24 protein-coding genes and 1 pseudogene are annotated in these 26,148 nt (G+C 60.7%); 10 read left to right on the top strand and 15 right to left on the bottom strand.

Features of this window, described 5'->3' with window-relative positions; all coding sequences use genetic code 11:
• Nucleotides 1–11: 11 nt before the first annotated feature.
• The 5 genes and pseudogenes from WB650_RS07055 to WB650_RS07075 all read right to left on the bottom strand — a co-directional run bounded on the left by WB650_RS07055 (nt 12) and on the right by WB650_RS07075 (nt 5,425).
• Nucleotides 12–3,254, bottom strand: a complete 3,243-nt coding sequence (locus WB650_RS07055) for an adenylate/guanylate cyclase domain-containing protein (RefSeq protein WP_423959980.1) — start codon at nt 3,252–3,254, stop codon at nt 12–14.
• Nucleotides 3,255–3,278: 24 nt separating this feature from the next.
• Nucleotides 3,279–3,404, bottom strand: a pseudogene (locus tag WB650_RS07060) (double zinc ribbon domain-containing protein); the annotation flags it as partial.
• 136 nt (nt 3,405–3,540) lie between these two features.
• A complete protein-coding gene (locus WB650_RS07065) occupies nt 3,541–4,230 on the bottom strand; it encodes a DUF2461 domain-containing protein (protein WP_422302675.1) in 690 nt (229 codons plus the stop codon).
• 10 nt (nt 4,231–4,240) lie between these two features.
• On the bottom strand, nt 4,241–5,083 hold the full coding sequence (locus tag WB650_RS07070) for an alpha/beta fold hydrolase (protein ID WP_422302678.1): 843 nt from the start codon (nt 5,081–5,083) through the stop codon (nt 4,241–4,243).
• A gap of 108 nt (nt 5,084–5,191) precedes the next feature.
• Nucleotides 5,192–5,425, bottom strand: a complete 234-nt coding sequence (locus WB650_RS07075) for a sulfurtransferase TusA family protein (protein ID WP_422302680.1) — start codon at nt 5,423–5,425, stop codon at nt 5,192–5,194.
• A gap of 65 nt (nt 5,426–5,490) precedes the next feature.
• Here WB650_RS07075 and WB650_RS07080 point away from each other — a divergent pair, with 65 nt between their 5' ends.
• Nucleotides 5,491–6,192, top strand: coding sequence for a class I SAM-dependent methyltransferase (locus WB650_RS07080; protein WP_422302682.1), 702 nt, complete (start codon nt 5,491–5,493; stop codon nt 6,190–6,192).
• Between the two features lie 196 nt (nt 6,193–6,388).
• Here WB650_RS07080 and WB650_RS07085 read toward each other — a convergent pair whose 3' ends face one another.
• Together WB650_RS07085 and moaA are read right to left on the bottom strand one after the other, a co-directional pair.
• Nucleotides 6,389–6,904, bottom strand: coding sequence for a hypothetical protein (locus WB650_RS07085; protein WP_422302684.1), 516 nt, complete (start codon nt 6,902–6,904; stop codon nt 6,389–6,391).
• 366 nt (nt 6,905–7,270) lie between these two features.
• Nucleotides 7,271–8,266, bottom strand: a complete 996-nt coding sequence (gene moaA / locus WB650_RS07090; protein WP_423959982.1) for a GTP 3',8-cyclase MoaA — start codon at nt 8,264–8,266, stop codon at nt 7,271–7,273.
• A 205-nt stretch (nt 8,267–8,471) separates the two neighbouring features.
• On the opposite strand from moaA, the gene WB650_RS07095 reads away from it, so the two are divergent.
• On the top strand, nt 8,472–9,137 hold the full coding sequence (locus tag WB650_RS07095) for a tetratricopeptide repeat protein (RefSeq protein WP_423959945.1): 666 nt from the start codon (nt 8,472–8,474) through the stop codon (nt 9,135–9,137).
• Nucleotides 9,138–9,641: 504 nt separating this feature from the next.
• Here the strand turns inward: WB650_RS07095 and WB650_RS07100 are convergent.
• Both WB650_RS07100 and WB650_RS07105 read right to left on the bottom strand, forming a co-directional pair.
• Nucleotides 9,642–9,794: a hypothetical protein gene (locus WB650_RS07100; RefSeq protein ID WP_422302690.1), complete on the bottom strand. Its 153-nt coding sequence runs from the start codon at nt 9,792–9,794 to the stop codon at nt 9,642–9,644.
• A gap of 71 nt (nt 9,795–9,865) precedes the next feature.
• Complete coding sequence (locus tag WB650_RS07105) at nt 9,866–10,201, bottom strand: gamma-butyrobetaine hydroxylase-like domain-containing protein (protein WP_422302692.1); 336 nt, start codon at nt 10,199–10,201, stop codon at nt 9,866–9,868.
• A gap of 104 nt (nt 10,202–10,305) precedes the next feature.
• Here WB650_RS07105 and WB650_RS07110 point away from each other — a divergent pair, with 104 nt between their 5' ends.
• The 4 genes from WB650_RS07110 to WB650_RS07125 all read left to right on the top strand — a co-directional run bounded on the left by WB650_RS07110 (nt 10,306) and on the right by WB650_RS07125 (nt 14,067).
• Nucleotides 10,306–10,782 (top strand): flavin reductase family protein, encoded by a 477-nt coding sequence (locus tag WB650_RS07110; protein ID WP_422302694.1) that lies wholly within the window; start codon nt 10,306–10,308, stop codon nt 10,780–10,782.
• A 12-nt stretch (nt 10,783–10,794) separates the two neighbouring features.
• A complete protein-coding gene (locus tag WB650_RS07115) occupies nt 10,795–11,931 on the top strand; it encodes a glycoside hydrolase family 88 protein (protein ID WP_422302695.1) in 1,137 nt (378 codons plus the stop codon).
• The gene (locus tag WB650_RS07120) at nt 11,904–12,965 is read left to right on the top strand and encodes an isocitrate/isopropylmalate dehydrogenase family protein (RefSeq protein ID WP_422302697.1); all 1,062 of its coding nucleotides are present in this window, start codon (nt 11,904–11,906) and stop codon (nt 12,963–12,965) included. The genes WB650_RS07115 and WB650_RS07120 overlap by 28 nt, the downstream gene beginning before the upstream one ends.
• 115 nt (nt 12,966–13,080) lie before the next feature.
• Nucleotides 13,081–14,067 carry an alpha/beta fold hydrolase gene (locus tag WB650_RS07125; protein ID WP_422302699.1) on the top strand — a complete coding sequence of 329 codons (987 nt, stop codon included), beginning with the start codon at nt 13,081–13,083 and terminating at the stop codon, nt 14,065–14,067.
• A gap of 160 nt (nt 14,068–14,227) precedes the next feature.
• Here WB650_RS07125 and WB650_RS07130 read toward each other — a convergent pair whose 3' ends face one another.
• From WB650_RS07130 to WB650_RS07150, 5 genes are all read right to left on the bottom strand, one after another.
• A complete protein-coding gene (locus WB650_RS07130) occupies nt 14,228–14,689 on the bottom strand; it encodes a hypothetical protein (RefSeq protein ID WP_422302701.1) in 462 nt (153 codons plus the stop codon).
• Between the two features lie 268 nt (nt 14,690–14,957).
• A complete protein-coding gene (locus WB650_RS07135) occupies nt 14,958–15,338 on the bottom strand; it encodes an EthD domain-containing protein (RefSeq protein ID WP_422302703.1) in 381 nt (126 codons plus the stop codon).
• Between the two features lie 10 nt (nt 15,339–15,348).
• The gene (locus tag WB650_RS07140) at nt 15,349–16,590 is read right to left on the bottom strand and encodes an FAD-dependent oxidoreductase (RefSeq protein ID WP_422302704.1); all 1,242 of its coding nucleotides are present in this window, start codon (nt 16,588–16,590) and stop codon (nt 15,349–15,351) included.
• 6 nt (nt 16,591–16,596) lie between these two features.
• On the bottom strand, nt 16,597–18,096 hold the full coding sequence (locus WB650_RS07145) for a hypothetical protein (RefSeq protein WP_422302706.1): 1,500 nt from the start codon (nt 18,094–18,096) through the stop codon (nt 16,597–16,599).
• Between the two features lie 82 nt (nt 18,097–18,178).
• Nucleotides 18,179–19,375, bottom strand: coding sequence for a hypothetical protein (locus WB650_RS07150; RefSeq protein ID WP_422302707.1), 1,197 nt, complete (start codon nt 19,373–19,375; stop codon nt 18,179–18,181).
• Between the two features lie 336 nt (nt 19,376–19,711).
• Here WB650_RS07150 and WB650_RS07155 point away from each other — a divergent pair, with 336 nt between their 5' ends.
• Entirely contained in the window at nt 19,712–22,480 is a 2,769-nt protein-coding gene (locus tag WB650_RS07155; RefSeq protein ID WP_422302708.1) for a PAS domain S-box protein, read from the top strand.
• Nucleotides 22,481–22,542: 62 nt separating this feature from the next.
• On the opposite strand, the gene WB650_RS07160 is transcribed toward WB650_RS07155, so the two are convergent.
• On the bottom strand, nt 22,543–23,088 hold the full coding sequence (locus tag WB650_RS07160) for a DUF1993 domain-containing protein (RefSeq protein ID WP_422302710.1): 546 nt from the start codon (nt 23,086–23,088) through the stop codon (nt 22,543–22,545).
• A 105-nt stretch (nt 23,089–23,193) separates the two neighbouring features.
• Between WB650_RS07160 and WB650_RS07165 the strand changes: the two genes are divergently transcribed.
• The 3 genes from WB650_RS07165 to WB650_RS07175 all read left to right on the top strand — a co-directional run bounded on the left by WB650_RS07165 (nt 23,194) and on the right by WB650_RS07175 (nt 26,117).
• A complete protein-coding gene (locus WB650_RS07165; RefSeq protein ID WP_422302712.1) occupies nt 23,194–23,871 on the top strand; it encodes a FecR family protein in 678 nt (225 codons plus the stop codon).
• Nucleotide 23,872: 1 nt separating this feature from the next.
• On the top strand, nt 23,873–24,622 hold the full coding sequence (locus WB650_RS07170; protein ID WP_422302714.1) for a hypothetical protein: 750 nt from the start codon (nt 23,873–23,875) through the stop codon (nt 24,620–24,622).
• A 70-nt stretch (nt 24,623–24,692) separates the two neighbouring features.
• Nucleotides 24,693–26,117, top strand: coding sequence for a hypothetical protein (locus WB650_RS07175; protein ID WP_422302716.1), 1,425 nt, complete (start codon nt 24,693–24,695; stop codon nt 26,115–26,117).
• Nucleotides 26,118–26,148: the final 31 nt, after the last annotated feature.

The raw sequence follows: 26,148 nt of genomic DNA on the forward strand, positions 1-26,148 counted from the left end.
GCGCCGACGCGCTACGCGGTTAATTCTTCGATCAGCGCCTTCGCCTCGCGTAGATCGTTCGTCTCGAATCCCTCGGTGAATTCCGCGTATGCCGGCGCCAGCGCTGCGCGAGCCTCGTCGCGCCTGCCGGTTTTCAACAACAGCCGCGCCAGGCTCGTCGCCGCGCGCAGTCTCCATGACTTCGCTCCCTGCCGCACGCCAATCTCAATTGCGCGCCGGAAGCATCGCTCTGCTTCGGCGGCGCCGTCGGGACGCAGCAGAATCGCCGCGCCGCGAATCCTGTGAACTTCAACCTCGAGCAGGCGATGGTCCTTCTGCTCGATCCGTTGCCCAATCTGGTCGAGCGCGCGCAGGCATTCGTCTACTCGTTTCATCGTAAGATAAACTTCCGCCAGCATGATGAACGAGAACGTGTAGATCAGGTCGGCGCCGCTGGCGGCCAGGCTCTCGACGGCCTCTTTCAGCATCGCGAGGCCCGACGTCATCGCAGCTTCATCACCGCGAAACTCGCCCTCGCCGGCGATCGTTCGCGCCAGGCACATCTCTCCCGCCGCGAGCCAAAAGGGAAGTCCATTTTCGCGCGACAGTTCGATCAGAGTCTCCGAACGGGGCCGCACCTCGGCATACTCATATCGAAAATGCATCAGCACGATCGCGTACAGGTTGGCAAACGCGACGCTGAAGGGGCGGCGAAGCTGCAGCGCCATTTCGATTGCCTCGTCCATTCGTCGTTTCGCCTGGTCCGGGTATCCGGCCATGTGAAGCGCCCACGCAAGATTGCAGCGCGAGGGCGTCACCGGTATCTGCATCATCGGCAAGTAAAGCTTCAGATCGCGGTCGAAAGCGTCGGCGGAGATCTCCAGATGTTCGCGCGCCGCCGGAAATTCTCCCAGCCACAGGCATGACGCCCCCATCGCATTGTGCGCGACCGCTGTCGCTAGATCGGTCTGCATGCGGGCCGCCATCGTGAGCAGTCGGTCTGCGAGCACCCGGCTCTCGCGCAGTTGACCGTTGGCGTGATCGAAACTCCATAGCGCCGCCAGCACGCCGAAGATTTCGGGTGTCTCTCCCGCGCGGCGGCAGAGTTCCTGCGCGCGCTGGATATTGGTCGCCAGCTCCTGCGACGAAAATCCCTGGACCGCAACCAGCAGCGGCCCCAGCAGCATCTGGATCTCTAGCTCGATCTGATCGCGCTCGCGCGATTCCGGCATCATGGCGATCAGCCGCAACCCCTCGCGCGCATAGCCGATCGCGTCGTTGTACGCCGACCTCGCCCCCGCCTGGTCGGCCGCGCGCCGCAAATACTCAATCGCCTTCGGTGCGTTGGCACTGCGGCTGTAGTGATGCGCCAGGTCGGCCACGTGATCGTCAAGCGTCGCCGCGAACATCTCTTCGAGCGCCATCGCCGTGCGCTCGTGGATCGCCCTGCGCCGCTGCATCAAGACCGAGTCGTACGCGACTTCCTGCGTCAGCGCGTGCTTGAACGTGTATTCGTTTTCGGGAAAGGCCGGCTGCTCGTAGATGAACTCCGCCGCCTGCAGGTTCGATAACATCGGGGCCAGCTCGTCATCGGGTTTGCCGACCACGCGCCGCACCAGGCCGATCGGAAATTCCTTGCCGATCACCGCGAGCGATTGCAGCAGGTCCTTGTCCGCCGCCGCCAGCTTGTCGATTCGCGCCGCCAGGATACCCTTGACGGTCGACGGTATCTGGATCGACGTCAGCGGCTTCGCGAGTGACACCACGGCACCGTCGCGCACCAGCACACCCTGATCGAACAGCACCTGAACCATCTCTTCCATGAAAAACGGATTGCCCTGGGTGCGCTCGATGATCGTAGCCTTCAACGGCGCCAGCGCGGGCGCGTCACCAATCATCGCCGTCAGCAGCTCGGCCGCGTTTTCGGGTCCGAGCGGATCGAGCCGCAACTGCGTGTAGTAGCTCTTGTTGCCCCAGTTGTGTCGATACTCGGGCCGATAGTTGACCATCATCAAAATCTGCGCGGTGCCGATCGAGTCGGCGAGGAGCTGCAACAGCGCTTCGGACTCCGCGTCGACCCAGTGCAGGTCCTCGAAAATAAGCATCAGCGGCTGATTCAGGCTCTCGCGCACGATCAGACTCTTGACCGCCTCGCGCGTGCGACGGCGTCGAATCGAAGGATCCATCCCCTCCAGACCGGCCTCGCCGATCGGAATTCCTAGCAGCGCGAACAGATGCGGCAGCGTATCTTCCAGCGCGCGATCCAGCGCCAGCACCTTGCCGGTGACCTTCTCGCGCCGCGTGCGCTCGTCGTCGCGATCGGCAATTCGAAAATATGTCTTCAGCAGATCGACCACCGGCAGATACGCCGACGCTTTGCCATGCGAGAACGAAAACGCCTCGAGCACGACGCACTCGGCTTGGCGTCGGGTCTTGAATTCGTAAAAGAGGCGCGACTTGCCGACTCCCGCCTCGGCCATCGCCGCAACGATCTGCCCATGCCCGCCGCGCGCCAGCTCGAGCGCCTTGTCGAGTTGCTCCAGCTCCGCACGCCGGCCCACGAACTTCGACAACCCGCGCGACGCCGACATCTGCAGCCGCGTCCTGAGCGGACCGATCCCAATCACCTCGTACACATTGATCGGATCGCTGACGCCCTTGATTCGCGCCGGGCCGAGCGGTTTCAAATCGAAGTAGCCGGCCGTGAGTTTCTGAGTCTGCTCCGTGATAACGATCGATCCGGTCGGCGCCAGCGTCTGCATCCGCGCCGCCAGGCTCATCGAATGTCCAATCGGCGTGTATTCGGTATGCGCGTCGTCGGTGCGAATCGATCGCACCACCACTTCGCCCGTGTTGAGTCCGACGCGAATTTCGACCGGCGGATTTCCCGCCGCGCGCAAACCCGCCGAATACTTCGCCATGTCCTCCTGCACCCGCAGCGCAGCGTAAAGTCCGCGCTGGGCATGGTCCTCATGCGCGACCGGCGCGCCGAACAGCGCGAAGATTCCGTCGCCGGTGGACTGCACGATGTAACCGTCGTAGCGATGCATCGCGTCGATCATCAGCTTCAGCGCCGGATCGACAATCGCCCGCGCCTCCTCAGGATCGAGCCCCTCCATCAGGTCCATCGATCCCTTGATATCCGCAAACAGCGCCGTGACGGTCTTGCGCTCTCCCCCCGCCGCGTCAGCAGCATCCTGCTCCAACCTGACGCGAACCGCGGGCTCGACCATCGGCTTAGAGACCTTGACGCTGGCGACCGCTTCCCGAGCCAACGTCAGCGCAGTGCCGCATTCACCGCAAAATTTGAATTCGGGCTGATTTTCGAATCCGCAGCGCGAACACTTGTTACGAAGCGCAGCCCCACAACCGCCGCAAAACTTCATCCCGCCCGGATTTTCCGTCCCGCAACTGGAACATCGCATCGCGATGAGTTTATCCCGCCAACCCACACTTGGCCTAACGGGTTGAGCTAAGCGCGCGGATTCTTCTGTTCCCCTCTCCTGAAGGGAGAGGGGTCAGGGGAGAGGTCGCGCGCGATTCAGGATTCCGCCTCCGCCTTCACCACTTCAGGCCCATCGCCTCGGTCAGGAACTTCATGAACAGCGACGATGCCGCGCACGCTTTGCAGAACAGATCCATGAACTCGGCCGAACAGACTTCTTTCCGCGTGAACTCTGTACCACCGATGAAATCCTTGCGCTTCAGGTCCTCGATCATCGGATGCTCGCCATCGTAGCCCTTCGGCGGACGCGACAGCATGTCGCCCATCATCTCGAAACGCGCCTTGAATTTTTTATCGTTGATGGCGCTCTTCCATTTCGACGGATGCGCGACGATCGCATCGCGGATCTTCGCGACCGTGTCCGCATCCGGATGCCACACGCCGACGCCCGCGAAAGCCTCCGCCGGCGACAGCGACAAGTAGAACGACGGCGACCCGTGATGACGCGCGCCGTCGCGATGCCCGAACGCTGCAGACGCGTTGATGTGATACGGCGTCTTGTCGCGCGAGAATCGCAGATTCCGATAGATGCGCATCATCGATCCGCCGATCGGCCGCGGGTCCGCTACGTAGCATGCACTGATCTTTCGCAGCCGCGGCGCGAAGTCCGCGATGAACGCGAGCATCGGCTCGCGCACGTCGTGCTCGTAGCGCGCCTTGTTGGCTGCGAACCACTCGCGATTGTTGTTGCGGCTCAGCTCTTCGAAGAATTCGAAAAAACGCGGAGTGAAGTAGCGCGTCGCCATCGCCCGCGCGTCACGCCAGGATGAATTCGTCGAGCATTTTGAAGAACCGATCCGGCTGGTCGCGATGCACCCCGTGGCCGGCGTTCTCGAACAATTCCAGCCGCGCGACTCCCGGCGCCATCGCGGCTGCGATGTCCTTCGAATCGGCAACCGGCAGAATCGGATCGAGTTCGCCCGCGGTAATCAGCGTCGGGCACTTTATTTTCCCGAGGTCGGGCAGAAAGTTTAAGGTGTGCGCTTCGTGCAGAAAAAAATCCGCGGTCAACTTCGGATTCATCACCGCACGCTGCATGAACTCCGGCGGCGACGGCTTGCGATTGTACAGCGGGAGGCACTTTTTCTGATATTCGGCCATCGCCTCCGACCCGGGATTCTCGAAAAATCGGCGCGCCACCTCGCGCACTTCCGCGCCGCCGAGCTTCTCGAACATCTCCAGCGATCGATCCTGCCGGCTTACCGCCGCCGTGCTGCTCAGCACCAGCTTCGCGGGATGCTCCGGATGACGCGTCGCGTACGACATCGCAACCATCCCGCCGAACGAAACGCCGAGCACGATCGGCCGCTCAATTTCCAGCGCCTCGCAGAACGCGCGCACGTCGTCGCCCCATTGCGCGAGATTCCACTTCGCCGAATCGCCGTGGTCACTGCGCCCGTTGCCGCGATGGTCGAGATACACGACCTGCGCGGTCTCGGCGAGCCGCGAGAAGTCGGGCTTGAAGTTCGAATGGTCGAAGCCAGGCCCGCCGTGCAGCAGGACTACCGTCGGCACCTCGCGGATCTTCGCGCCGTCGGGCCGCAGCTTCGCGCCTTCGACATCGAAGAACAATCGAACGTCGCCAACTTGTACGCGCATCGGCGGACTTCTAACGCGAACGCCCGCGAGGTGCAAACGAGAGAGGAATCAAATGTGAAACCCACCGTGGGTTTCACGCTTCCGAGGAAGTTTTTAGGGCACGTCTACTTAGCGCTCGATGCGCAGGTGGAAGAGGCCGTCGCGCACGGTCGACTCGAGTATCACGTAACCTTCCGCCTCGGCCGCGCTCGGGATGTCGCGAGCGCCGCGCGGATCGTCGAGCGTCAGCTCGAGCACCTCGCCACGCGCCATCTGCTCGAGGCGCACCTTCGCGCGCGCCCAGTTGAGCGGACACTTGACCCCTCGCAGGTCGAGGTTAACGGCGGCTTCGCGCGCTTTCATCCCATCAAATTCTTACCACACCCAGCTACCGTGAATCCGCCGCGTGAAATGGTAAGCTGACGCCGATGTTCCTCGAAAGTCCCGAACTCTACGATGCCATCTATCACTTCAAGAATTACGCGCACGAGTGCGAGATTCTGCGCGCCGTCATTGCGGTGGCCGCTCCGGGCGCACGCACGATTCTCGACGTCGCATCCGGCACCGGCGAGCACGACAAATTTCTGAAAAATCATTACTCAGTCGACGGCATCGATCTAAACGAAAACTACCTGCCCGCGGCGCGCCTGAAGAATCCCGCGGGTCACTACACCCGCGCCGACATGACCGACTTCGATCTGGCGACGACCTACGACGCGGTTACGTGCCTGTTCAGTGCAATCGGCTACGTCAAAACCGTCGAACGCATGAATCGCGCGGTCGCATGCATGGCGCGTCACGTAAAACCCAGCGGCGTGCTGATCGTCGAGCCGTGGATAACTCCAGAAAATTGGAAGCCCGGCAACACTTTCATTCATGCCGGCGAAATCGGCCCGGACAAAGTTTGCCGCATGAGTTTGAGCGGCCAGGAAGGCAACCTGTCAACCACGCTCATGCACTATCTGAGGAGCACCTCCGCGGGCATCGAGCACTACAGCGAACGCCTCGAGCTCGGCTTGTTCACGCGCGACGAGATGACCCACGCATTCGAGTTAGCGAACATGGACGTCCGCTACGACACCGAAGGCCTGATGGGCCGCGGCCTCTACATCGTCCGTCCGCGCCCATGAGTGAGTCCGCTGGCCGCGGGCCTGGATCCTCACCCGCAGCGGCTCAGCGTATTTAACTCGGCTCCGACGCGGCCGCGGCCATGTGTTCTCCGCCGTTGTGCTACATGGATCTTCGCGGGCTCGGGTTCGAGGCGCCCGAACAAAGTCGGACGCCTCGTTTCTCCGATAATTGGATTAAGCGAATCCGGGATCTTACTCAGGGGCAGCTCGCGCTGGTCACGTCGAATGTGTAGTCGAAGGTTCCCTTCAGCACTTGACCGAAGCATTTCTTCGACAGATGGTACATGCCGGTTAGATCGCCGGAATTCGAGATTGTACCATGAAATGAGATGTTGCAGCCCTTTCCGTGGAAGCCCAACTCGAAATCCTGACTATTGGCCTTCCCTTTGAGTGGCCCCGATGCAGAGCCCAAGCTGGGTATGTCGAGCTCAGCGCCTGTGCCGACACCAAGTTTAGTCCCATCTTGAACGAAGAACAGGAATCCTGTCCCCGCGCCGTTCTTAGTGTCATCGATCGTTCCGCTCCAGCATCCGTTTAGATCGAGCGGCGGCTTCTTCGAATCGGGCTGCGTGGAAGCCTCGCCCGTGCTGGGCGAAAGATTCCATGACCCGTCATCCTGCGCTATTGCTGCCGTGGACGATGCAGCAACAAACGCCGACAGAATGAGTCCCGCGGCTCCTGAAGCCATCAAAAGGCTACCGATCCGATTCATACTGATTGTCTCCTCCTACTGAATCTCGAAGCTACGTAAATGTAGTGAACGCCCCCGTTGGAATTATGCATTGAACGCGTACTTGATGCAAATTAATGTTTGACTATGCCTTTAGTTGAAATCATACGCTTTTAAACGTTAATTAGTTTTTGTTGGTTCAAAATTACCTAAACTGCGGCAAGAGGTCCCGCTAGCGCTGGATCGAGGTGGAATACGGCCCGCCGGAAGGAGAGCGTCTAATCTAGATTCTGCGGTGCGCTGACCTGCCACGACAATGAGGCTCAGCGCATCTCATGGCTAAGTCCTACTTCGTCGGCTGCCTGGCAACTCTGTGTCTAGCGCTGGATTTGATGAAAACCCACGCTGCTAGCCGCCGATTTGGTACATCGAGCGGTCCTGCGTCGAGCGGCCTTCCAGCAGGTGGTGGCCTGTGGGCTTCAGCTCGACTGCGCGCTTCAGGATTCGGGCTACGTCGGCTATCACATCGCTTGAGTTCGAACGCAGCGCTTTGCGGACGTCGAGTTCGTCATCGTTAAGCAGGCACAGGTGGAACTTTCCGTCTGCCGTCAGGCGCATCCGGTTGCAGGTTCCGCAGTACGGCTCGCTCACCGGGCTGATGAAACCGATCACGCCGCGCGCGCCCGCAAGCTGGTAGTTGCGCGATTCGTCGGCCAGGTTTTCCGACGGGATTTCGACGAGCGGGCCCAGTGCCGACTCGATTCTGCGCCGCGTTTCGATGTTCGAGACGTAGCGCTTCATCGACAACGTCGCGCATTCGCCGCCGCCGAGCGGCATCAGCTCGATAAACCGCACGTGCCAGTCGCGCTCAACAGTCAACCGCGCAAGCTCGACGACATCGGATTCGTTGTAGCCGGCCGTCACCACCGAGTTGAGCTTTATCGGCGTGAGTCCCGCCTCTTCCGCCGCGACGATCCCGCGCCAGATTTTCTCGAAGCTGCCCCATCGCATCTGCCGCTCGACGGTCGCCGGATCGAGGCTGTCGAGATGCACATTGATGCGATTCAGCCCCGCGTGTTTCAATGCGGGCGCAAGATCCGTGAGCAGCAGCGCGTTGGTGGTCAGTGCGAGACCTTCCACGCCGGGAACGCGCGCGAGGCGCTCGACTATCTCAACCAGATCGAGCCGCAAAGTAGGCTCGCCGCCCGTCAGCCTGAATTTTCGAAAGCCCACGCTCACCGCAGAGCGCGCGACGGTTTCAAATTCTGCCGGCGTCAGCAGCTCGTCCTTGGGGAGGAAGCGGATGCCCTCCAGCGGCATGCAGTAGACGCATCGCAGGTTGCATGCGTCGATAACCGACATGCGCAGGTAATCTATTTCACGATTGAACGAGTCGCGGGGCACACTCCCATAGTTATCGGAGCCGCCCGCACGAAACAACGTCGCCGCGCGCCTAGTGAACGTTTCGCGCCGAGCCACATCCATCCAGCACAATTGAACCGGGCGAGCGTATCGCGAACTCGGGAAGAGTGCGCTAATTTGCTTGGATCATCGAACAGTTGTGAATCCAGGCTCGCCTATTATCATTGGTATCGGGATGAACACGAAGATGCTTTGTCGATTGGTCGGGAAGTTGCGGTTGAATGTGGGCTTGGTGCTGGCCGTCGCGATTTCGGCGTCGGGAATCCTCGCGCTCGCGTCGTCGAGCCGCGCCGCCGAGGCTAATCGCGCGGAATCCGACGCAGTGGTTGCCGAGGCGGAAAAGATGGTGATGCAGGCGGGGCACGCCGATCCGGTCGATACGAAATTGATTCACCAGGCCATGGACAAACTGCATCTCGCGCTGAAAATCGATCCGCGCAACGATTCGGCCTACGTGGACCTCGGCTTCTGTTACGGCGTCCTGCGCGACGGCGACACGGCGATCGAGATGTACCGCACGGCGACCGACCTGAATCCGTCTGGCAGCAATTTCATCGAGTTGGCCGACGTGTATCTGCGCGTCGGCGACGCGGAAGATGCGCTCCTCGCGGCTAACGCGGGACTCGTCAAGGATCCTCACAACGCGCGCCTCTACAACGCCAAGGGCATGGCGATGAACGATTTGCAGCGTTTCGGCGAAGCGGAAGAAGCGTGGGAGAAGGCGCTGCAACTCAATCCAAACCTGAGAGTCGCGCAGGCAAATCTCGACGCATTAAACGGTGGCGCGTCCGGCCGCGGCAGCATCAGCAAGCATTCGGCGCAACAACCGCCCGAATACAACCCGACGCACTAGTGAGACGCGAGGGCGAGGTCTGAAAAGCGGAAGGCCGAGCCACTCTGGCCCGGCCTTTTCAATTCCAAGGGATCGTTGATCACTTGTACGCGGCAGTGCGCTCGGGCTCAGCTTCTCGGCGGGCGCGGGCGACTCGTCGTCGGGAGCGAATCACCGAAACAAATCCAACGATGGCCACAAAGACCGCCAGCCCGGCTGGAACTCCAAATGCTTTCAATGGCTCCATTTTTCAATCTCTCGTCAGGCTCAATCGCCTTCGGGCCTCATCCGTTCGATGATTAAACCCACCGCAAAAACTACAATACACCCAATCAGGAAATAAATCGTCACATTTAGAAGGAAAGCTTGAGCCCTATTGTCCTTCATCATGTTGTCCAACGCGAAGAAGACTGCCGACAACACCCCAATTTCGCGGAGTGTCTCGGCGGTCATCTCGGCGACTGTTCGCTTTCCCACGGGGCACTGGTCTACCACCTTTGTCCACAAAATGCGAAGTGATGTTGACTACCAGCTTTCTTTTCCGACTGGCTTGCCCCAGTCGATCAAATCGTGACTGTTCTCTCGCGTAATCTGGTCAACCAAAGCGCGCAAATCGTATTGGCGACTGTCGGCTGGAATCACCACTGGTTTGTCGTTGCAAATTTTCACTTTGATCACGGCACAAATCCTCCGCTTACGGAGCATCGCCGACGGACACTGCACGCCATCCTCCCCGGTGCGACTTGGATCTAGCCGCCGGTGATCGGGCGCTCGGGCTCCGCCACGCAGTATGCGCATCGGCAGAGACTTCTGAGCTGCGACATCGTGTAGATAGTCTCGTGACCGTCAGCCCATCCGATAAACATCGCCGCGTCGCCCAGCCGCGAAAGCTGGCGCATCCGCGTCGACGCCGGCGGCACGTCGCCGCTCACGTTTCCCTTGCACACGTCGCAGGGGCATCCGCGGCGCAAATTCTCGAGCGGGAAGATGCTGTCGTGACCATCAACCCATTGCACGCCGACGGCGTAGCGCCCCACTTCGTGCAGCCCTTTGATCTTCGGACTCTTTGACTTGATTAGCGCCATCGGTGCAATCTTTGCCTGAGTATACCTCCCGCGCCGCCTGGTGTGGAGATGCTATTTTTTCGGCGATTCATACAAAACCTCGTTCAGGAAAGGAGTCTCGAATCATGGATGAAAAAGCAAAAAAACAAGCACTGTTGATGATCCCTTACGGCCTGTTCGTGCTCGGCGCTGCTCACGGCGGCACTGCTACCGCGGCGACCGTCAACTGGGTCACGCAGGCCAGCTTCAATCCGCCGCTGGTGGTGGTCGGGATCAAGAAAGACTCGGGCTCGCATGCGATGGTCAAAGATTCGAAAAAGTTTGCGCTCTCGATGCTCGCCGCCGGACAGAAAGGAATCGCGGGCGCGTTCTTTCGTCACGTCGAACCCAAGGACGGCAAGTTCGGTGACTTCGCATTCGAGAACGGCGCCAACGGCGCACCGATCATCAGCGACGCGCCCGCCTCGGTCGAATGCGAGGTCGTCGGCTTTTACGAGCTTGGCGATCACAGCGTCGTGGTCGGCAAAGTCACCGACGCGCACGTCAAGCGCGACGCCGAAGCGCTCACGATGAAAGAAACCGGATGGAACTACGGCGGCTGAGCTGCTCACACGATGCACAGCGCCGAGATCAACGTCGAGGAAGTGCGCAGCGCGCTCGAGCGGCTGACGGCCAACGCCAGTCGCGAGCTAGTTATCAAGCAACCGCATTGGGGCGACGCTATCCTGTGCGGCGGTCTGCTGGCCGCCGCGGGCGCGCTCAAGACGAATGCCCCAGTCGAGGCGGCGCATCGATGGTTCGATCCGAAGCTCGAAGCGGATCCGCGGACCGGCGGGTGGTTCTGGTTCTGGACTGCGGAAGCGGCGCCCGCGTTGAGCTTTTACATCAGGACCAAGCGTCCGGAGTATCTGGAGTACGCTCGCAAGGTTATCGAGACGCTCGAAACGACGGCGGCACGTACTCCGGACGGCGCAATTGTGCCGCACCCGCCGGCGCTCGAAGTCTGGGTGGACGTGAGCTATTTCACGGCTCCAAAGATGGCGACTTACGGCGACGTGGTGGGTGACCGCTCGAAAATCGAATGGGCCGCGGATCAGATACTGCTTCACGCGAAGTATCTGACCGATCCTGCGAGCGGCCTCCTGTGGCATGTCGCTTACGTGGAAAAGAATGGACACTCGCCCTGTCTCTGGGCGCGTGGCAACAGCTGGTTTTCGATGGCGTGCGCCATGGTCCTTGCGATCCTGGACCAGCAGGATCGAGGACCAGGGTTTCGCGGTCCCGACCCGGCAGGAAGTTTGCGCACGAAGCTCGATGCGATCGAAAGCGCAGTGGTGCGCCAGCTGAATGCTGTAATCAAGCTGCAGGACGAATCCGGGCTGTGGCATACCGTAATCGACCGTCCCGATTCTTACCTGGAAGCATCGTCGGCTGCGGGATTTGCCTCCGCTCTCGGCTGGGCGATCTTCTTTCGATACCGTGGATTGGATCTCGCGCGCGCACGGACGGCTTACGTACGCGCGATCAATGCTATTTGTTCGAAGATCAATGCCAACGGAGAGTTAACCTGCGTTTCACAGCAGACTCCTCCCGGCGATTTCGACTTTTACAATTCGATCGAAGTCGGAACGGCTCCGTACGCTACCGGAATATGTCTTGGGGCTCTCAGTAATGCGCTGCTTCGAAGCCGCGATCCGGCTCGAAAAAACGAGACGAACCGTGTATGGCTGACAAAACCAAAACAGTCGTAGTGCTGCCGGGTGACGATGCGGCGCCGGAGGCGATGGGCGCGACGATGGACGCGTTGCGCGCGCTGAAGCTGCCAATCGATTACGTCGAATTTCCGCCCGGCGAGAAATGGGTGCGTGGCGAGACTGACGCCGCCGCCCGCAAGGCAATCGACGGGTCCGACACGACGCTGTTCGGCTCGACCTCGGGCAAGACCACCGCCATCACCTATCTCAGATGGGGCAAGCAGACCTTCGCCAACGTCCGGCCGGTGCGCTACTCGAAGGGCTTCAATAGTCCGCTCGCCAAGCCCGACGGAATCGACTTCGTGATTGTGCGCGAGAATCTCGAAGACCTGTATCTCGGACTGGAGGGCCCGCTCGAAGCGCTCGCTCCCCTCAAGCTGATGAGCAAGATTCTGCGTGCGCCGCTCGATACGTCGGAACGCGGCATCTACGCGATCAAAGTGATCACCGAGCGTGCGACGCGCCGGGTCGCCGAGTTCGCCTGCCAGCTAACGATGAAGCGCAAACGTGCCGGCGGAAAGGGCAAGCTCACGTGCACCTCGAAGTACAACATGCTGCGTGAGTCCGACGGCTTGTTCAGGAAAGTTGTCGAAGAGACTGCGGCTAAATATCCTGAGATAAAGTACGAACAGTTTATCGTGGACGACTTCGCGCGACGGCTGGTGCAATCGCCACACGATCTCGATGTAGTAGTGGCGCCGAATCTGTATGGCGATATCCTGTCCGACGCCGCTGCCGGAATTATCGGAGGCCTGGGTCTCGCGCCCAGCGGATGCTACGGCGCCGACTACGCGTACTTCGAATCGGTGCACGGCACCGCGCCCGATATCATGGGCATGGGAATCATCAATCCGTCTGCGACGATGCTCTCGGCTGCCTTGATGCTGGACTACCTGGGTTTCGCCGCCGAAGCATCGCGCCTCGACGCCGCCGTGCGCAAGGCCTACGCCGACGGCCGCGCGCTGACCCCAGACCAGGGCGGCACTGCCAAGACGTCGGAGTTCACGCGCGCGGTGATCGCGAATCTGTGACTGTTAGATAGGTCACCCAATTTAATGTGAAACCCGCCGTGGGTTTCACACTTCCTTGGGCAGGGGTAACCCCTGCACCTTAGTGATAGAAGGATTTGTATCATAGGGTGAGATAATGTCGACTTACAAATGGCCGCAAGGACGATCAGTAAAGCTCGCGCCGCGAGGTAATCAGTCTTCGATCAATCTTACAGTTCACGAGACTGGCGAGGGACCGGCGGTTGTCTTCTGCCATGGGTTTCCGGAACTCGCTTACTCGTGGCGGCATCAGTTGCCCGCTGTCGCGGCCGCGGGATTTCGCGCGATAGCTCCAGATCAGCGCGGGTATGCAGACTCTAGTGCGCCGCCTGCCGTCACCGACTACGGTCTTACCGAGCTGACGGGAGATATGGCGGGGTTGCTCGACGCGCTCAAAATCGAGCGCGCGATTTTCGTCGGTCACGACTGGGGCGGCTTCGTCGCGTGGGCGATGCCGCTGTTGTATCCGGAGCGGACTGCGGGCGTCGTCGGCGTCTGCACGCCCTACATGGCAATCCCGCCGACCTCGGTCATGCGCGCGATGGTCAACGGCAAGGACGAGCGCATGTACATCCTGTGGTTCCAGGAACCAGGGCGTGCTGAGAGCGTGATGGATCCGAAGGCGCGGCTAATCTTCGATCGCCTGATGCGCGCGCCGCTCTCGCCGGAGGAATCGACCAAGCGCATGATGGCGAGCGGCGAGCTGGATATGAATCCGTTCCGCCGAATCGAAGAGCTGAAGCCCGAGACCGACACAATAGTTACCCGCGAAGAACTCGATACCTATGTGCATGCATACGAGAAGAGCGGATTCCGCGGCGGCATCAACTGGTATCGCAACATCGATCGCAACTCGCGCGAGCATCCTGAGATAGGTGTCGCCAAGCTGACGCTGCCATGCCTGATGATCACTGCTGAGTGGGACGGCGCGCTGCCGCCGCGAATGGCGGCCGGGATGCCGGCGCTGTGCTCGGATCTTGAGATGCACAATATCGAGCGCGCGGGGCATTGGGTGCAGCAGGAGTTTCCTGCTGCGGTGAATCAAACGATCGTCGACTGGCTGAAGCGGCGGTTCAAGAAGTAGTGAGCCCGCAACCGCCGCGGCTGCGGTTCTGACTCGCGACCTCTCCTTGGATCTTGGATCAACAGAGGTTAGGACAGAAACACGCTGCCGCTTGCGCCGACGCGGGAGCGTCGGGAAGCGCCGCAGTCAGGCGAACTTCCCGACGATACCGCGGTGCGCATCAGTCGCCCGCCGACCGTTTCACCGAAAGCGCGGCCGGGCCAGATACGGCGTCCGGTATCGAATTACCCGTACATGATGCGACAGTGACAGTGTCCGAGAAGCATATGGTGCCCGTATCGGGAACGATGCAATCATTGACGCTGCCGTCACCGGTGCTCGTGACCCATGATCCCTGCAGGGTTTCCGGATAACCGAAGAAGCCGTCTGAGGTTGTAAACAGCACCGTCGTCCCATCCGAGCTCAAACACATTCCGCCGGATGCAACGAAACCGGTAAAAGTGCCGTTGGTGTTAACCAGGATAATCGAGCTACAAGCGTTTTTCTTCGGAATTTTCCCGCTAAGTAAGTACTGTTCTGCATTAACGGAAAGACAAAGCTGTTTTGCCGATGCCGGCCCAGTGCAGATCAAAAGTATCCCAATTGCTCCCGCAATCCTTCCAAGGGTTCGTCGCAATTTCATTTTCATTCCCCTCCCGTATTGACCAAATTCTGCTTTGACGTCTCGAATCGAGCTATGGCTAGCCTACACCACGTCGTAGCGCAAGCGATCGCCCCTGCCTTCGAGGATGAAAGCTTCGATCGTTGGCTGAAGCGGCGGTTTTAATTGGTGGCACAGGCTTTAGCCTGTGATTTTCTGGCCCATGCAAATTCAGGCTGAGGACCACAGGCTAAAGCCTGTGCCACTTAAACCCCTTCCCTCGAGGGAAGGGGAACAAAATTAAGAGGGGCTACTTGGTGTAGTCAAAGATTTCGTGCTCTTCCGTCAGGAAGATCGAAGAGTGTTCGAAGTCGATGAACTTCGACTCATCTTCGAGCAGAGCGCGCGCTGCCTCTGCACGTTCCTGGACGGCGCCGCCGCCGCTGAAATCCTCGAGCGTGTCCCACCATACTTCGGTGATACCGTCGTAAGTCTGCTTCATCCCGGGGCGGGTGTTGCGGATTTGCTTGCCCGCATCTTCTGAGACGGTGTGGCTCTGGACGTACTTCTTCGCGCGCATCGATTTCGCGAAGCTGCGCACCAGCGGTCCGTGCTTCTTCAGCCAGTACTCGTGGAAGTCCTTTTCGGAGATATCGGCGCGCTTTTTGACTATGTAGACCAGTTTGATCATTGCACCAACCTCACATCGCACGTAGCCGATCGAGTGTCGTCTCGTCAAACATTTCGGCCGGCAGAACTTCGGGTCCTATGAAGGCGGCGGGACTGACGTCGGGGAAATTACCGCGCAGACGTTCTTCGCGGACTTTCGCGCGACGCGCGCGGGCATGGTCGCCGAATTCTACGTTCAGGATCGAGAACGTCGAGGCGGTCAGCCTGAGCCGGCGCATCCGCTCGCGCCGCTCCTCCGCGTAAGGCCGAAACAGGTCAGGCGTCCAGTTGCGATTTTCGAGCATCAGGTCGCGCACGATGCGCACGTCGCGATAGGCGATCGACAATCCCTGCCCGATGATCGGATCGTTGTGGCCCGCGGCGTCTCCAATCAGCACGACGCCGGGACCGTATGGCACGTCAGTCCAGGTGTCCTCGTTGCCGTACGAATTGCAGGGCCCTGACGGGGTGCCGTTCGCCAGGTACTCGCTGCCGGGGACGCTCGCGAGGTGGAACGCGTCGAGAAAACGCGCCTGGTTGTCGGCACCAGCGAAGCGACGCTTGTCTTCGGTTGCGTAACAGATATAAAGACGCACGCGCTCGACCGATTGCGGAAACGCTAGAAAATTGACACGCGCCTCGGTGCCGAAGATTTGCAAATCCGCCGGCCAGCCAGTCGTGTTGTCGACCAGCATCCCGGCCATCAGGTGATGGGTCGGATCGCGATGCTGCTCGATGCCCACTTGCGAGCGAACGACTGAATTGCGGCCGTCGGCGGCGATCACCAGGCGCGGATTGAACTTGCGCTCGACTCCGTCATGCCGGAATCGCACTTCGGGCGCGGCTCCCGCGACTACCTGCAAGTCGGTCACGCCGCGAAGCAGTTCGGCGCCCGCTTTGATTGCCTCGGCGTTGAGCAAGTCGCACATGTCAGGATGCCGCATGCACAGCGGCGGCTTGAAGCCGGCGTCTTCGAAGGCGGTCATATCGAGCACTTGCGATTCGGCAGTGGCGGGATCGATGTCGTCGCCGTATGCGATGTGGCGCGCGAGATGATGCCCGCCCGCCGCGAGCAGCGTCTCGTACAAGCCGAGGCGTTGGGTTTCCGCGACGCCCCAGAGCGCGAGCCATTCGCCGCGCACATGATCGACATGCACCAGCGACTTCTCGAGAAGCGTCACTGCGATGCCGGCTCGCGCGAGCACGGTCGCCAGCGCGCTCCCGCCGATCCCCGCACCGACGATCACGACCTCTCGATTAGTGTGTTTTTCCATTGCGGCTTAGTTCACGACCGTGTCGAAGTGGGCGGTTTCGATTTTGTCGGCGCGTTTGAACTGTAGAAAAATCCGGTAGTGGCCTGCGCTGGGGAAACCATAGGGCATCGATAGCTCCGGCGAAATGGGGGCCGCATTCATGTTCATATCGGACATGTTCATGCCCGCCATCGAGTCGGATGAGTTGGTGCTCGCCATCATCAGCGAGGCCATCGGGACTGAGCCCGACGGATGGATGTGGGCGAACACCTGGAGATCGGAGCTGACTATTTCGGCGTGCGCCGCCATTCCCATGTAGGGTTTCACGTCGGTCGCGGGCTTGCCGTTTTGATCCTGCACTTCGAAGCGCAGAATCATCGGCGCGTTCGCACGAATCGCCGCGCTGTCGCGGTGCCATACCACGCGCGTCCCATCATCGAGTGCATCGACGGCGGAATCTGATGAAGGCGTGAGCGCGGGCGCATCGCCGCCGCAGTCGTCACCTTTAAGCGGCGTGCCGTTTATCTGGGGAAGGTCTATCGAGCCGACCAGCGTCCATGGAAATCCGCTTTGATCCACGATGTCCGCGAACACTGCGTAGCGGCCGGGCTCGAGCGACGGGAGGGCATCCACGAACGAGCCATCGGGCTGCCGACTTGGATGCAAATGCCAAATGCGGTCGAGCGCGGGCGTCCTCACGAGGAAGAAATGCATCAGATGGCCGTGGTCGGGAAGAATGCCGTCCATAACTTTGTACCGCAACCAAACTTTGTCGTCGGGCGACGGACGAATCGCGAGCCGGTTGCCATCGACAACGGTCAACGCGAGCTTCGGCGGTTTGAATAACTTTGTGACCGCCGCGTAACTCCGGGCGTCGGCGCTCCACCACGCAAACGCGAGATAGAAGATCGCGGCAACGATGACTCCCGTTATCGCCATCGCGCGCCATCCGCGCCGCTTGAGCTCAGGCGTCACTGGAGAACCGGGAGCGAGGCGCGATTCGCGCGCCGCCGCACCGACGATAGAAATCGCGCCGATCCCCAGCGCAATCGCGAGCGTCAGCAGCAACGCGCCAAGGGCAGGCGGCATCGGAAGCATCCGCCGCGCGGCAGACGGGACCGGCACCGACATCTGCGCCGCACCATGCGCGCCCGCGACGTTTATCAGCACGCGCATCGAGCCGTACTCCATCAACCACAAGCTCGAAGTGAAAAGGTGCGGGTCGATGGGCGAGCGCTGCGCGACGTCGGGGACGGGCGCATACTGCGAGCCGGCGCCTGCGAGCCGAGTCACCGCGGTAGTGACCTGGCGCACGTCGTTCGAGTCGGCGCGAATCTGCACATCCGCGACGCCGGGAATCACCGCGGGAACGTTGACGGTCACGAACAGGTGATACGGGCCCGCGTCGCCTTCGTAGAAGACGTTGGGGCTGCCGACGTGGGCGTTGGCGGGGGCCGCGAACAGAAGGATTGCGACCGCGAGGATCGCGGCGAAAGTGTGGCGAGCGTTGAGCGTAGCTATCGACAACCTAACCCCTAACCCCTTCCCGCGCGGGAAGGGGAACCGGATTTTTCTCCGTCGCGCGGGATGGGGAGAGCATCGGGGCATGTTAGCGGCGGACGGTGCGCATCCAGTTGCCTAGCGCCATTCCGATCGAGCAGAAGATGATCGAGGTCATCAGCGCGATCATCATTCCTTCTCTGAACGCGGCCCCGGTCTTATCCAGATGCGCGAAATGATACGGGTTGTAGAGTAGATTGGCGGCGTCGAAAAATCCGAAATAGTTGGCGCCGAAAATCGGATTGCGCGCGGCGGGCGAGATCAGGAAGTCCGCGAACGGCCATTGTGCCGCGACAAACGCCGCGATGAAAACGAACCCTGCGGCGAGCGCGGATTTCCACCCGCCCCACTTCTCGCCCATCCACGCACGCAGCAAATCGAGCGCGAACGCGGGCACGATCACCAGCACCGGGAACCACAGCGGCACCATGTGCGTGATGTTCTGATAGACCGGGCCGAGCTTGGGCGCGGCGGGAAACAGCGGGAAGATCCACAGGCCCGCGAGGAACAGCGCGGTGTAGATGGCGGCCATCGTGGTGGCCGGCCAGCGCTTTTTCGATACGACCGAGATTGCGATCAGTCCAATCGGGAACGCGGTCGCCACCGCGCGATAAAAGCTTGAGCTGTGCATGAACTCCATCGGCGTCGATTCAAGGATGAACAGCGCCGAGCCTGCCAAGACGATGCCGCCGATCACGAGCAGCAGCCTGTCCAGCTTGCGTTGATATGCGCCCGACGCGCGGTTGAGATGCGCGCATACGAGCAACATCGCGCCTAGCTCGATCATCAGCTCGCCAACGCCCAGCATCGAATGCGGCAGGCTGACGATTTTGACATCGAGTCCGTAGGCGTTGTGCCACCAGTTGTCGAACGGCGCCGACGTGAGCATCGCGAATCCGCCCCACGCCGCCATGAAGCATCCGAGCGGCCCGCGAAAACCCCAGACCGAGATGCTCGCGTCCTTGGCTTCCTGCGACTCGCCGAAGGTGGTGGACAGAATCGCGTAGCCGCTGGCAACTCCGGCCAGCACGCCCGCGAGATAAATCATCATGTGCGCGGGAGTCCAGAAGGTGTCGCGGCCGATCGAGATATGCCACGAGATGTCCCAGTAGCCACCGAACAAGTCGGAGGCGGTTGCGGCCGCGAGGCACCAGACGTACCAGGGAATCGAGGCGGTGCGCTCGGCGGCGACGGTGCGAACGTCGGCGCGCTGGCGAAGGTCGAAGGTTGCGGCGGCATTTCCCATCGCTAAATCTCCCGCGCCGATTGTATCTCTAAGCCGCGCGTCCGCCCACAGGAAGGAGCAGTCGAAATCTTACGCCGAGATCCGACTCGCGTGCCATCGACTGTTCCAATTTGAAACTCAATCGCGAACACCACATTGCGCGAGTCGCCTTTGATCGGCTGTCGTGCGCTATCGGAAAGTACCAGCGAATTTCATCCAATACATAACATCTGGCATCGGGCTTGCTCGTTCATTCGATGTGGAACCCTTCCTTATCGGGTGGGCAGGAGTGCCCGCGCCCAGCGCAATACCGCAGTTATGAGTTATGCGAGAGAACCGCGACAGAATCGCGATGACGTGAATGATCGCCAAGCCGGGTCTCGAAGCCCGATCGAGAGCGAGCGCGATCTGCTGGTGGCGCTGGTCACAAGCTCGCAGGACGCGATCATCAGCCTCTCGACGGATTTGCGGATAACCAGCTGGAACCGGGGAGCGCAAAGACTGCTCGGCTACACGGCGGAGGAGGCATTGGGCAAGCTGCCGTTCGATCTTTATATTCCGCCCGCCAGCCGCGCGATGGACAAGGCCAGGCTGACTCGCGACCTGGCAAAGATGAGAGAAAACCCCGAGGCCGTGCGCCTGCTCGAATTGCCGTTGCAAAGAAAGGACGGCACCCTGCTCGACGCGACCATTGGCGGCAGCGGAATCCACGACTCGAATGGAAAGCTGATCGGCATGTCGACGATTATGCGCGACGTTACCGATCGCAAGCGCGCCGAACGCCAGAGCGCGGCGCTCGCGGCGATCGTCGAGTCCTCCGACGACGCCATCAGCACCATCGCGCCCGATTTGCGCATCACATACTGGAACGGCGGCGCCGAGAGAATGTTCGGCTTCACTGCCGCCGAGTCGGTCGGACAGCCGTTCACCCAGAACATTGCGCCGGAACGCCATGCGCAGGCCCGGGAAATCGTAGCGCAGCTGGTGGCGCGGCCGGACCAGGTGATTCGCTTCGAAGGTCCGAACCACAGAAAAGACGGCACGACCGTTGAGGTATCCACGGTTTGTTTCGCGATCCGCGACGGCGACGGGAAACTCGTTGCCATCTCCGCTATCCAACGCGATATCACCGAACGCAAACGCGCCGAGCAGGAGTCCGCGTCGCTGGCCGCGATCGTCAACGCCTCGCACGACGCGATCATGAACGTGTCGTCGGAGGCCCGGATCATCAGCTGGAACCCGGCGGCGGAAAGCGCGTATGGCTACACCGCCGCAGAGGCAATTGGAAAGGGCATCGAGCTCTTTGTTCCGCCCGAAGAGCTTCAAGAAACCATTGAGACGACCCGTCGCGTAGTTGAGACCGGTCAGCCGGCATCGTGGGAGCAGCACGCCCGCCACCGGGACGGCACTCCGTTCATTAACGCGGTACAAATTTTTCCGATTCGCGATGAGCTCGGCAACGTTACCGGCGTCGCCGGCATCGGGCGCGACATCACCGCAATGAAGGAGACCGAGCGCGAGCTGGTCGCCGCACGCGAAGCGGCGCTGGCCGCGTCGCAGGCCAAATCGGAATTCCTGGCCAGCATGTCGCATGAGATCCGCACGCCGATGACCGCGATCCTCGGGATGGCCGAGCTACTGGGCGAAGGCGAGCTGAATACCGAGCAGCGCCGCTATATCGAGATCCTCGGCAACAACGGCCGCGCACTGCTCGACCTGATCAACAGCATCCTCGATCTCGCCAAGATCGAGAGCGGCCGCCTGACGCTCGAGCATGTCGGCTTCGATCTGATCGAGTTGGTGGAAAAGTCAGCGCAGACGCTGGCGATCCATGCGCATGCGAAAGGGCTGGAGCTTATCGTCAGCCTCGCGCCCGATGTGCCGACCGCGCTGGTGGGCGATCCGCTGCGGCTCAGGCAGGTGCTGATCAATCTTATCGGCAACGCGATCAAGTTTACCGAACGGGGCGAGGTACTGGTTTCCGTCGATCGCATATCGGCGCCGGACGATCCGCTCAAACTGAAATTCAGCGTTCGTGACACCGGAATCGGAATCGCAAAGGACAAGCTGCACGCGCTATTCGCCGCGTTCTCGCAGGCCGACTCCTCGACCGCGCGCAAGTACGGCGGCAGCGGCCTTGGCCTGGCGATCGTCAAGCGTCTCGTCAACCTGATGCAGGGCGAGGTCACGCTGGAGAGCGAGCTCGGCAAGGGAAGCGTCTTCCGCTTCACCTCGCCCTTCAAGCTGCAGACCGGCGTTCCCGCATCGGTGAATTGGCCGGACCTCGCGCAGGTGCCGATGCTTATCGTCGAGGGCAACCGGACCGGACGCGCGGTTTTGCTCCAGTTGCTGGGCGGACGCGGAGCGAGCGTTACCGAAGCATCGTCGAATCAGGCGGCGTTGACGGCAACGAGGCAGGCCGTCCGTGCAGGACGTCCGATTCGCATCGTGCTGCTCGACGATCGAATCGCTTCGTCAGACGCTCGTACGCTCGGGCAGCTTATCGTCGAGGCGTCGAGTTGCGGCGCATCGATCGTCACGATGATCCGTTGCGACAACCTGGCGGCCGATATCGTGCGGCTGAAATCCTTGAAGCTGGGAACCTACCTGGTCAAGCCGATCGATATCCACGAACTCGCCAAAGTAATTCGCCACCTGATTGTAGGCGATGGCGGCGACGTACCGCAGGACCATCCGCGCCTCGCCAGCGATGCGCGCCCCCTGCCGATCATCGATCGACCGCTCAGAATTCTGTTCGCCGACGATTCGATCGACAACCGGACGTTGGTCCGCGCCTTTTTGAAAAAAACGCCCTACCATCTCGACGAAGTGGAAAACGGCAGGCAGGCGATCGACGGCTTCATCGCGGCGGGCGACTACGACCTGGTCTTGATGGACATCCAGATGCCGGAAGTCGACGGATACGCGGCGACGCGCGCGATTCGCGAATGGGAGCGCGAGCATAGTCGCGCGCGCACTCCGATAATCGCGCTGACTGCCTCGGTCTTCAACGAAGCGGTCCGCCTCACCCGCGCCGCGGGATGCGACGCGCACGTGGGCAAGCCTATCAGCAAGGCAACCCTGCTGCGCGCAATATACGACGCGGTCCAGGTGGCGCCGAATTGAATGCTCAACACGTCAGGGTTGACTGACGACGCCGCAGGAAATTGCGGACCGTCGCTCATGTGTCACGCCGGACTGTTGCGCTGACGAATGTAGCCGCCGACGTGACTCAAGTAATCGCGTTTGCCGATATCGACGCCGTTGTGGCGCAGGATGTCGTACGCGGTGACGACGTGAAAGTAGAAATGCGGCAGCGCCCAGTCCCTCAAAAACTGAAGCCCGTTCATTTCGAATTCCATGTCGTTTTCGGGTATCGGAATCGTGATCTTGCGATCCTCCGCGCCTTCGAAAGCGGCCGCGCGTACACTATCCACATAGCCAATCGTTTTGGCGATGCGCGCCTTGAGCTCCTCGAGCGTCTGCTCGCTATCTTCGAATTGTGGCGGCTCCTTGCCCGTGACGCGCGCGGTTGCATCCTTGGCGTGATTGCACGCGAGTCGCACTTGCTGCGCGAGCGTGTACATGTCCGGCGCCAGCCGGGCATTCACCAGCGCGGCGGGATCGGAGTTGTTCGAGCGTGCATGCTCGGCGCCCTTGTCGAGAATGTTGGACAGCGAGCGCAGCATCGGTACAAACGTTTCGGTCGCGATTGAATGTATTGTGATCTTCACTGTGACTCCTTTTTCCCGGTATGTAAGAGCTTTTATAACCTCGGCGCTTGCATTAACCAGCCCCCTCGATTGATCTTAGGCGCGTGTAATCGCTTCGTCACTACAATGACGTTCAGCCGCCGACAATTTCGACATCATACGATTCGGCTCGTCGCCACCGCGGCATTCAGCCTTATTCTAACTTCTCATTGTGCGGCAGCCTTCGCGCAGGACACCGTGGGCCAGGTGACGGATATCACCGGATCGGCGAAGCTCGAGCGCGGTGGGATCGAGGTCGATGCAGCCCCCTCGATGCCGATCAAGGTGCACGACAAGCTGCGCACGACGGCGAAATCCAAATTGACGGTGACCTTTCGCGACGGCAGTAAATTACTTCTGTCGGAGTCCAGTTCCTACACGATCGATGAATACTCGATTGCTGCAACGACCCGCATAAGAGCCTCGATCGCGCTTTGGGCGGGGCATCTTCGAGCGATTGTTTTCGTGGCTGCAGGCGGCGTTCCGGATTTCCAGGTGCATACGCCCAATGCGATCGCCGCGGTGCGCGGGACCGAATTCGAGACAGCGTTCATCGCGGACCGTCCGTGCCCCGAGGACCGAAGCTGCATGCGCTACACGACGGTCGGCGTATTCCACGGCGTGGTCGCGGTCGCCAATATTGCGAGTCCAGCGCAAGCGGTCCAGGTAACTGAGGGATACGAGACGACGGTCGCATGCGAAGCTCCTGCTACTTCGCCCGCGCCGCTTGGCATGGAAGAGATGGGCGCACCCGGCTACCACTGATATGAGGACGCGCGCGTATCGCAAAGCTGTGGTCGCGATGCTGTCGGTCGCCCTCGCGGTGCGAGCCACGTCGGCGCGCGCCCTTCCTTATTCTGATTTCTTTACGCCAGCGAATCCCCAGCATTTGAGCCTGACGCTGTTCGCGAGCGCAATCGGCAACGAAAGCCTGTACGCGGCGACTCACGAGGGCTTTCAGCTCGAGCAGACCTTGAATCCTTATATCGGCGTGGTCGGGCGCGTCTCGGGATATCAAATCTACCAAGGCGCCGGATGGGACAACCCGTTGCTCGATCATCCAAAAACTCGTCCGCGCAACTTCGGTGTCTTCATGGGCGGGATCGATCTGCTGCCGTTTCAAGGTACCTCGCTGACTGTTCTGGGCGGCCGCGACGTCGGCGACAGCACCGGTGCAAGAATCGAGGGCGACTTTTCGAGCTGGATACTGCTTCACAGCCGGCATCCCATCAATCTGTCCTTCATCGGAGATCACTTTTACAACAACGGACAAACCAGCGGCATGATCGACGTGCGCGTGGTGATGTCGTCGTGGCGGGATGTGACCTGGTTGCTTGGCGCGGGCGGGCAGTTGTGGGGCGGCGGCCAGGAGCCGCATGTGATGAAGGAATTTGGTCCCGACCTCGGTCTATTTTTCAGACAATGGCAGACCAGCCTCGATTTTCAGGCCGGCTACGGCAATAACCACGGCTACGGCACTATCGCGATCACGCGTCATTTCGGCTGGGACGAGTAACAGACCGCAGCGGTCTTTCTTAAACCCCGGTTTGCCTCCAGCGGGAATCCCCGCTAATCAGGATGACCGCTTGAGTAAGGGGAGCAATTTGGGAGTAATCCCGGTTCGAAGGTTTGTCGCGCTAGTGGCGTTCGCATGCGTCGCCGCAGCATTGTTCTGCAATCTCGCCTACTCGCAGGATGATGAATTGAGCCGCGACGAGGCGGCAGTGGTGAAAGCTCGCGTCCAGAAGATTCGCGGGCTCAAGCTCAAACGCGATGTGCCGGTGACGTATCTCAGCGTCGCGGAAACCGAAGCCCGGTTCACAGCCCAGTTCGCCAAGCAGGTAAGCCAGGAGGAAATCGACACCGGCGTCGAGGAGAACAAGATGATCGGTCTGTTCCCGCCCGACCTGAAAATCGAGCGCAAGGAGCTCGCCGATATGACGCTCGAGCTGGCCGGCTTCTACGACGACCATCACAAGGACATCGTAATTATCGATCGGCCTATAACCGTCGAGCTGCCGGAGCGATATCGGAATGCGATCACCGAGATGCGAAAGCTCGACACCATGGGAACCCTCGGACACGAGCTGACCCATGCGCTCCAGGACCAGTACTTCGACATCGAGGCCGCGCTCAAGAAATACAAGGGCAATAGCGATCGCGAACTCGCCTACAAGGCAATCGTTGAAGGCGACGCGACCCTGTCAGGATTTTCGGTGGTGATCGGGCGCGTCGACGACGAGACCATCGACTACTTCGATTCGCATCTGCAGGACATCGTGCCGGTCTTCATGGGACGGATGGAAGGCAAGCCGCGCGCGATGACCTACCCTTTTATTTTTCAGTACACCGAGGGCGCACGTTTCGTCGCCGAAGCTTACCATCGCGGAAAATGGGCGGGCGTGAATGCTTTGTTCACCGGTCCGCCGTTATCGACCCAGCAGATCATGCATCCCGAGCTCTACTTCGACCATCCGACGCCAGCGCTCACGGTCAAGCTCGCCGGCTACGAGAAGGTCCTGCACGATTGGAAAAAAATCGACGAAGACACGCTCGGCGAGCTGATGCTCAAGATCATGCTCGAGCGCACGATGGGTGAGGACACGCCGTACGTCGAGGCGTCGACCAAGTGGGCGGGGGATAGAATCGTCGCGCTACAAAAGGGAAAGTCGCTGACCCTTCTGTGGATGATCATCTTCCGCAGTGCGGGCGACGCCGACAACTTCGCGCAGCTCTATTCGGGAATCCTCGACAAGGTCCTGCCCGGCACTACAGCCCGCAAGATCGACCGGCTCGGTCCCGCGGTGTTCGCGATGATCGGCGACGGCGCGATCCGCTACCGCGAATACCTGCCCGAAGTCTGGAAGCAGAGCACCATAGACGGAACTCAAATCGGATCCTACCAGTCGCCGGTCACCCGCCAGCAAGCTCAACCGCGACAAACGTCACTACAACCGCAAGCAGCCCCGACTCCAACAACCGAAGCACCGCGAACGATCCAGGCTGATTGAGCAGGTATGCAGACCGTCTCGAAGTCTTAGC

This window comes from Binatus sp. (SeqCode) (assembly GCF_049584895.1).
Classification (GTDB): Bacteria; Desulfobacterota; Binatia; order Binatales; family Binataceae; genus Binatus.

Excerpts from the sequence above, each read along its gene's own strand:
- WB650_RS07065 (WP_422302675.1), bottom strand. The coding sequence starts at position 4,230 with ATGGCGACGCGCTACTTCACTCCGCGTTTTTTCGAATTCTTCGAAGAG.
- WB650_RS07070 (WP_422302678.1), bottom strand. The coding sequence starts at position 5,083 with ATGCGCGTACAAGTTGGCGACGTTCGATTGTTCTTCGATGTCGAAGGC.
- WB650_RS07075 (WP_422302680.1), bottom strand. The coding sequence starts at position 5,425 with ATGAAAGCGCGCGAAGCCGCCGTTAACCTCGACCTGCGAGGGGTCAAG.
- WB650_RS07080 (WP_422302682.1), top strand. The coding sequence starts at position 5,491 with ATGTTCCTCGAAAGTCCCGAACTCTACGATGCCATCTATCACTTCAAG.
- WB650_RS07085 (WP_422302684.1), bottom strand. The coding sequence starts at position 6,904 with ATGAATCGGATCGGTAGCCTTTTGATGGCTTCAGGAGCCGCGGGACTC.
- WB650_RS07095 (WP_423959945.1), top strand. The coding sequence starts at position 8,472 with ATGCTTTGTCGATTGGTCGGGAAGTTGCGGTTGAATGTGGGCTTGGTG.
- WB650_RS07105 (WP_422302692.1), bottom strand. The coding sequence starts at position 10,201 with ATGGCGCTAATCAAGTCAAAGAGTCCGAAGATCAAAGGGCTGCACGAA.
- WB650_RS07110 (WP_422302694.1), top strand. The coding sequence starts at position 10,306 with ATGGATGAAAAAGCAAAAAAACAAGCACTGTTGATGATCCCTTACGGC.
- WB650_RS07115 (WP_422302695.1), top strand. The coding sequence starts at position 10,795 with ATGCACAGCGCCGAGATCAACGTCGAGGAAGTGCGCAGCGCGCTCGAG.
- WB650_RS07120 (WP_422302697.1), top strand. The coding sequence starts at position 11,904 with ATGGCTGACAAAACCAAAACAGTCGTAGTGCTGCCGGGTGACGATGCG.
- WB650_RS07125 (WP_422302699.1), top strand. The coding sequence starts at position 13,081 with ATGTCGACTTACAAATGGCCGCAAGGACGATCAGTAAAGCTCGCGCCG.
- WB650_RS07130 (WP_422302701.1), bottom strand. The coding sequence starts at position 14,689 with ATGAAATTGCGACGAACCCTTGGAAGGATTGCGGGAGCAATTGGGATA.
- WB650_RS07135 (WP_422302703.1), bottom strand. The coding sequence starts at position 15,338 with ATGATCAAACTGGTCTACATAGTCAAAAAGCGCGCCGATATCTCCGAA.
- WB650_RS07140 (WP_422302704.1), bottom strand. The coding sequence starts at position 16,590 with ATGGAAAAACACACTAATCGAGAGGTCGTGATCGTCGGTGCGGGGATC.
- WB650_RS07150 (WP_422302707.1), bottom strand. The coding sequence starts at position 19,375 with ATGGGAAATGCCGCCGCAACCTTCGACCTTCGCCAGCGCGCCGACGTT.
- WB650_RS07165 (WP_422302712.1), top strand. The coding sequence starts at position 23,194 with ATGACGTTCAGCCGCCGACAATTTCGACATCATACGATTCGGCTCGTC.
- WB650_RS07170 (WP_422302714.1), top strand. The coding sequence starts at position 23,873 with ATGAGGACGCGCGCGTATCGCAAAGCTGTGGTCGCGATGCTGTCGGTC.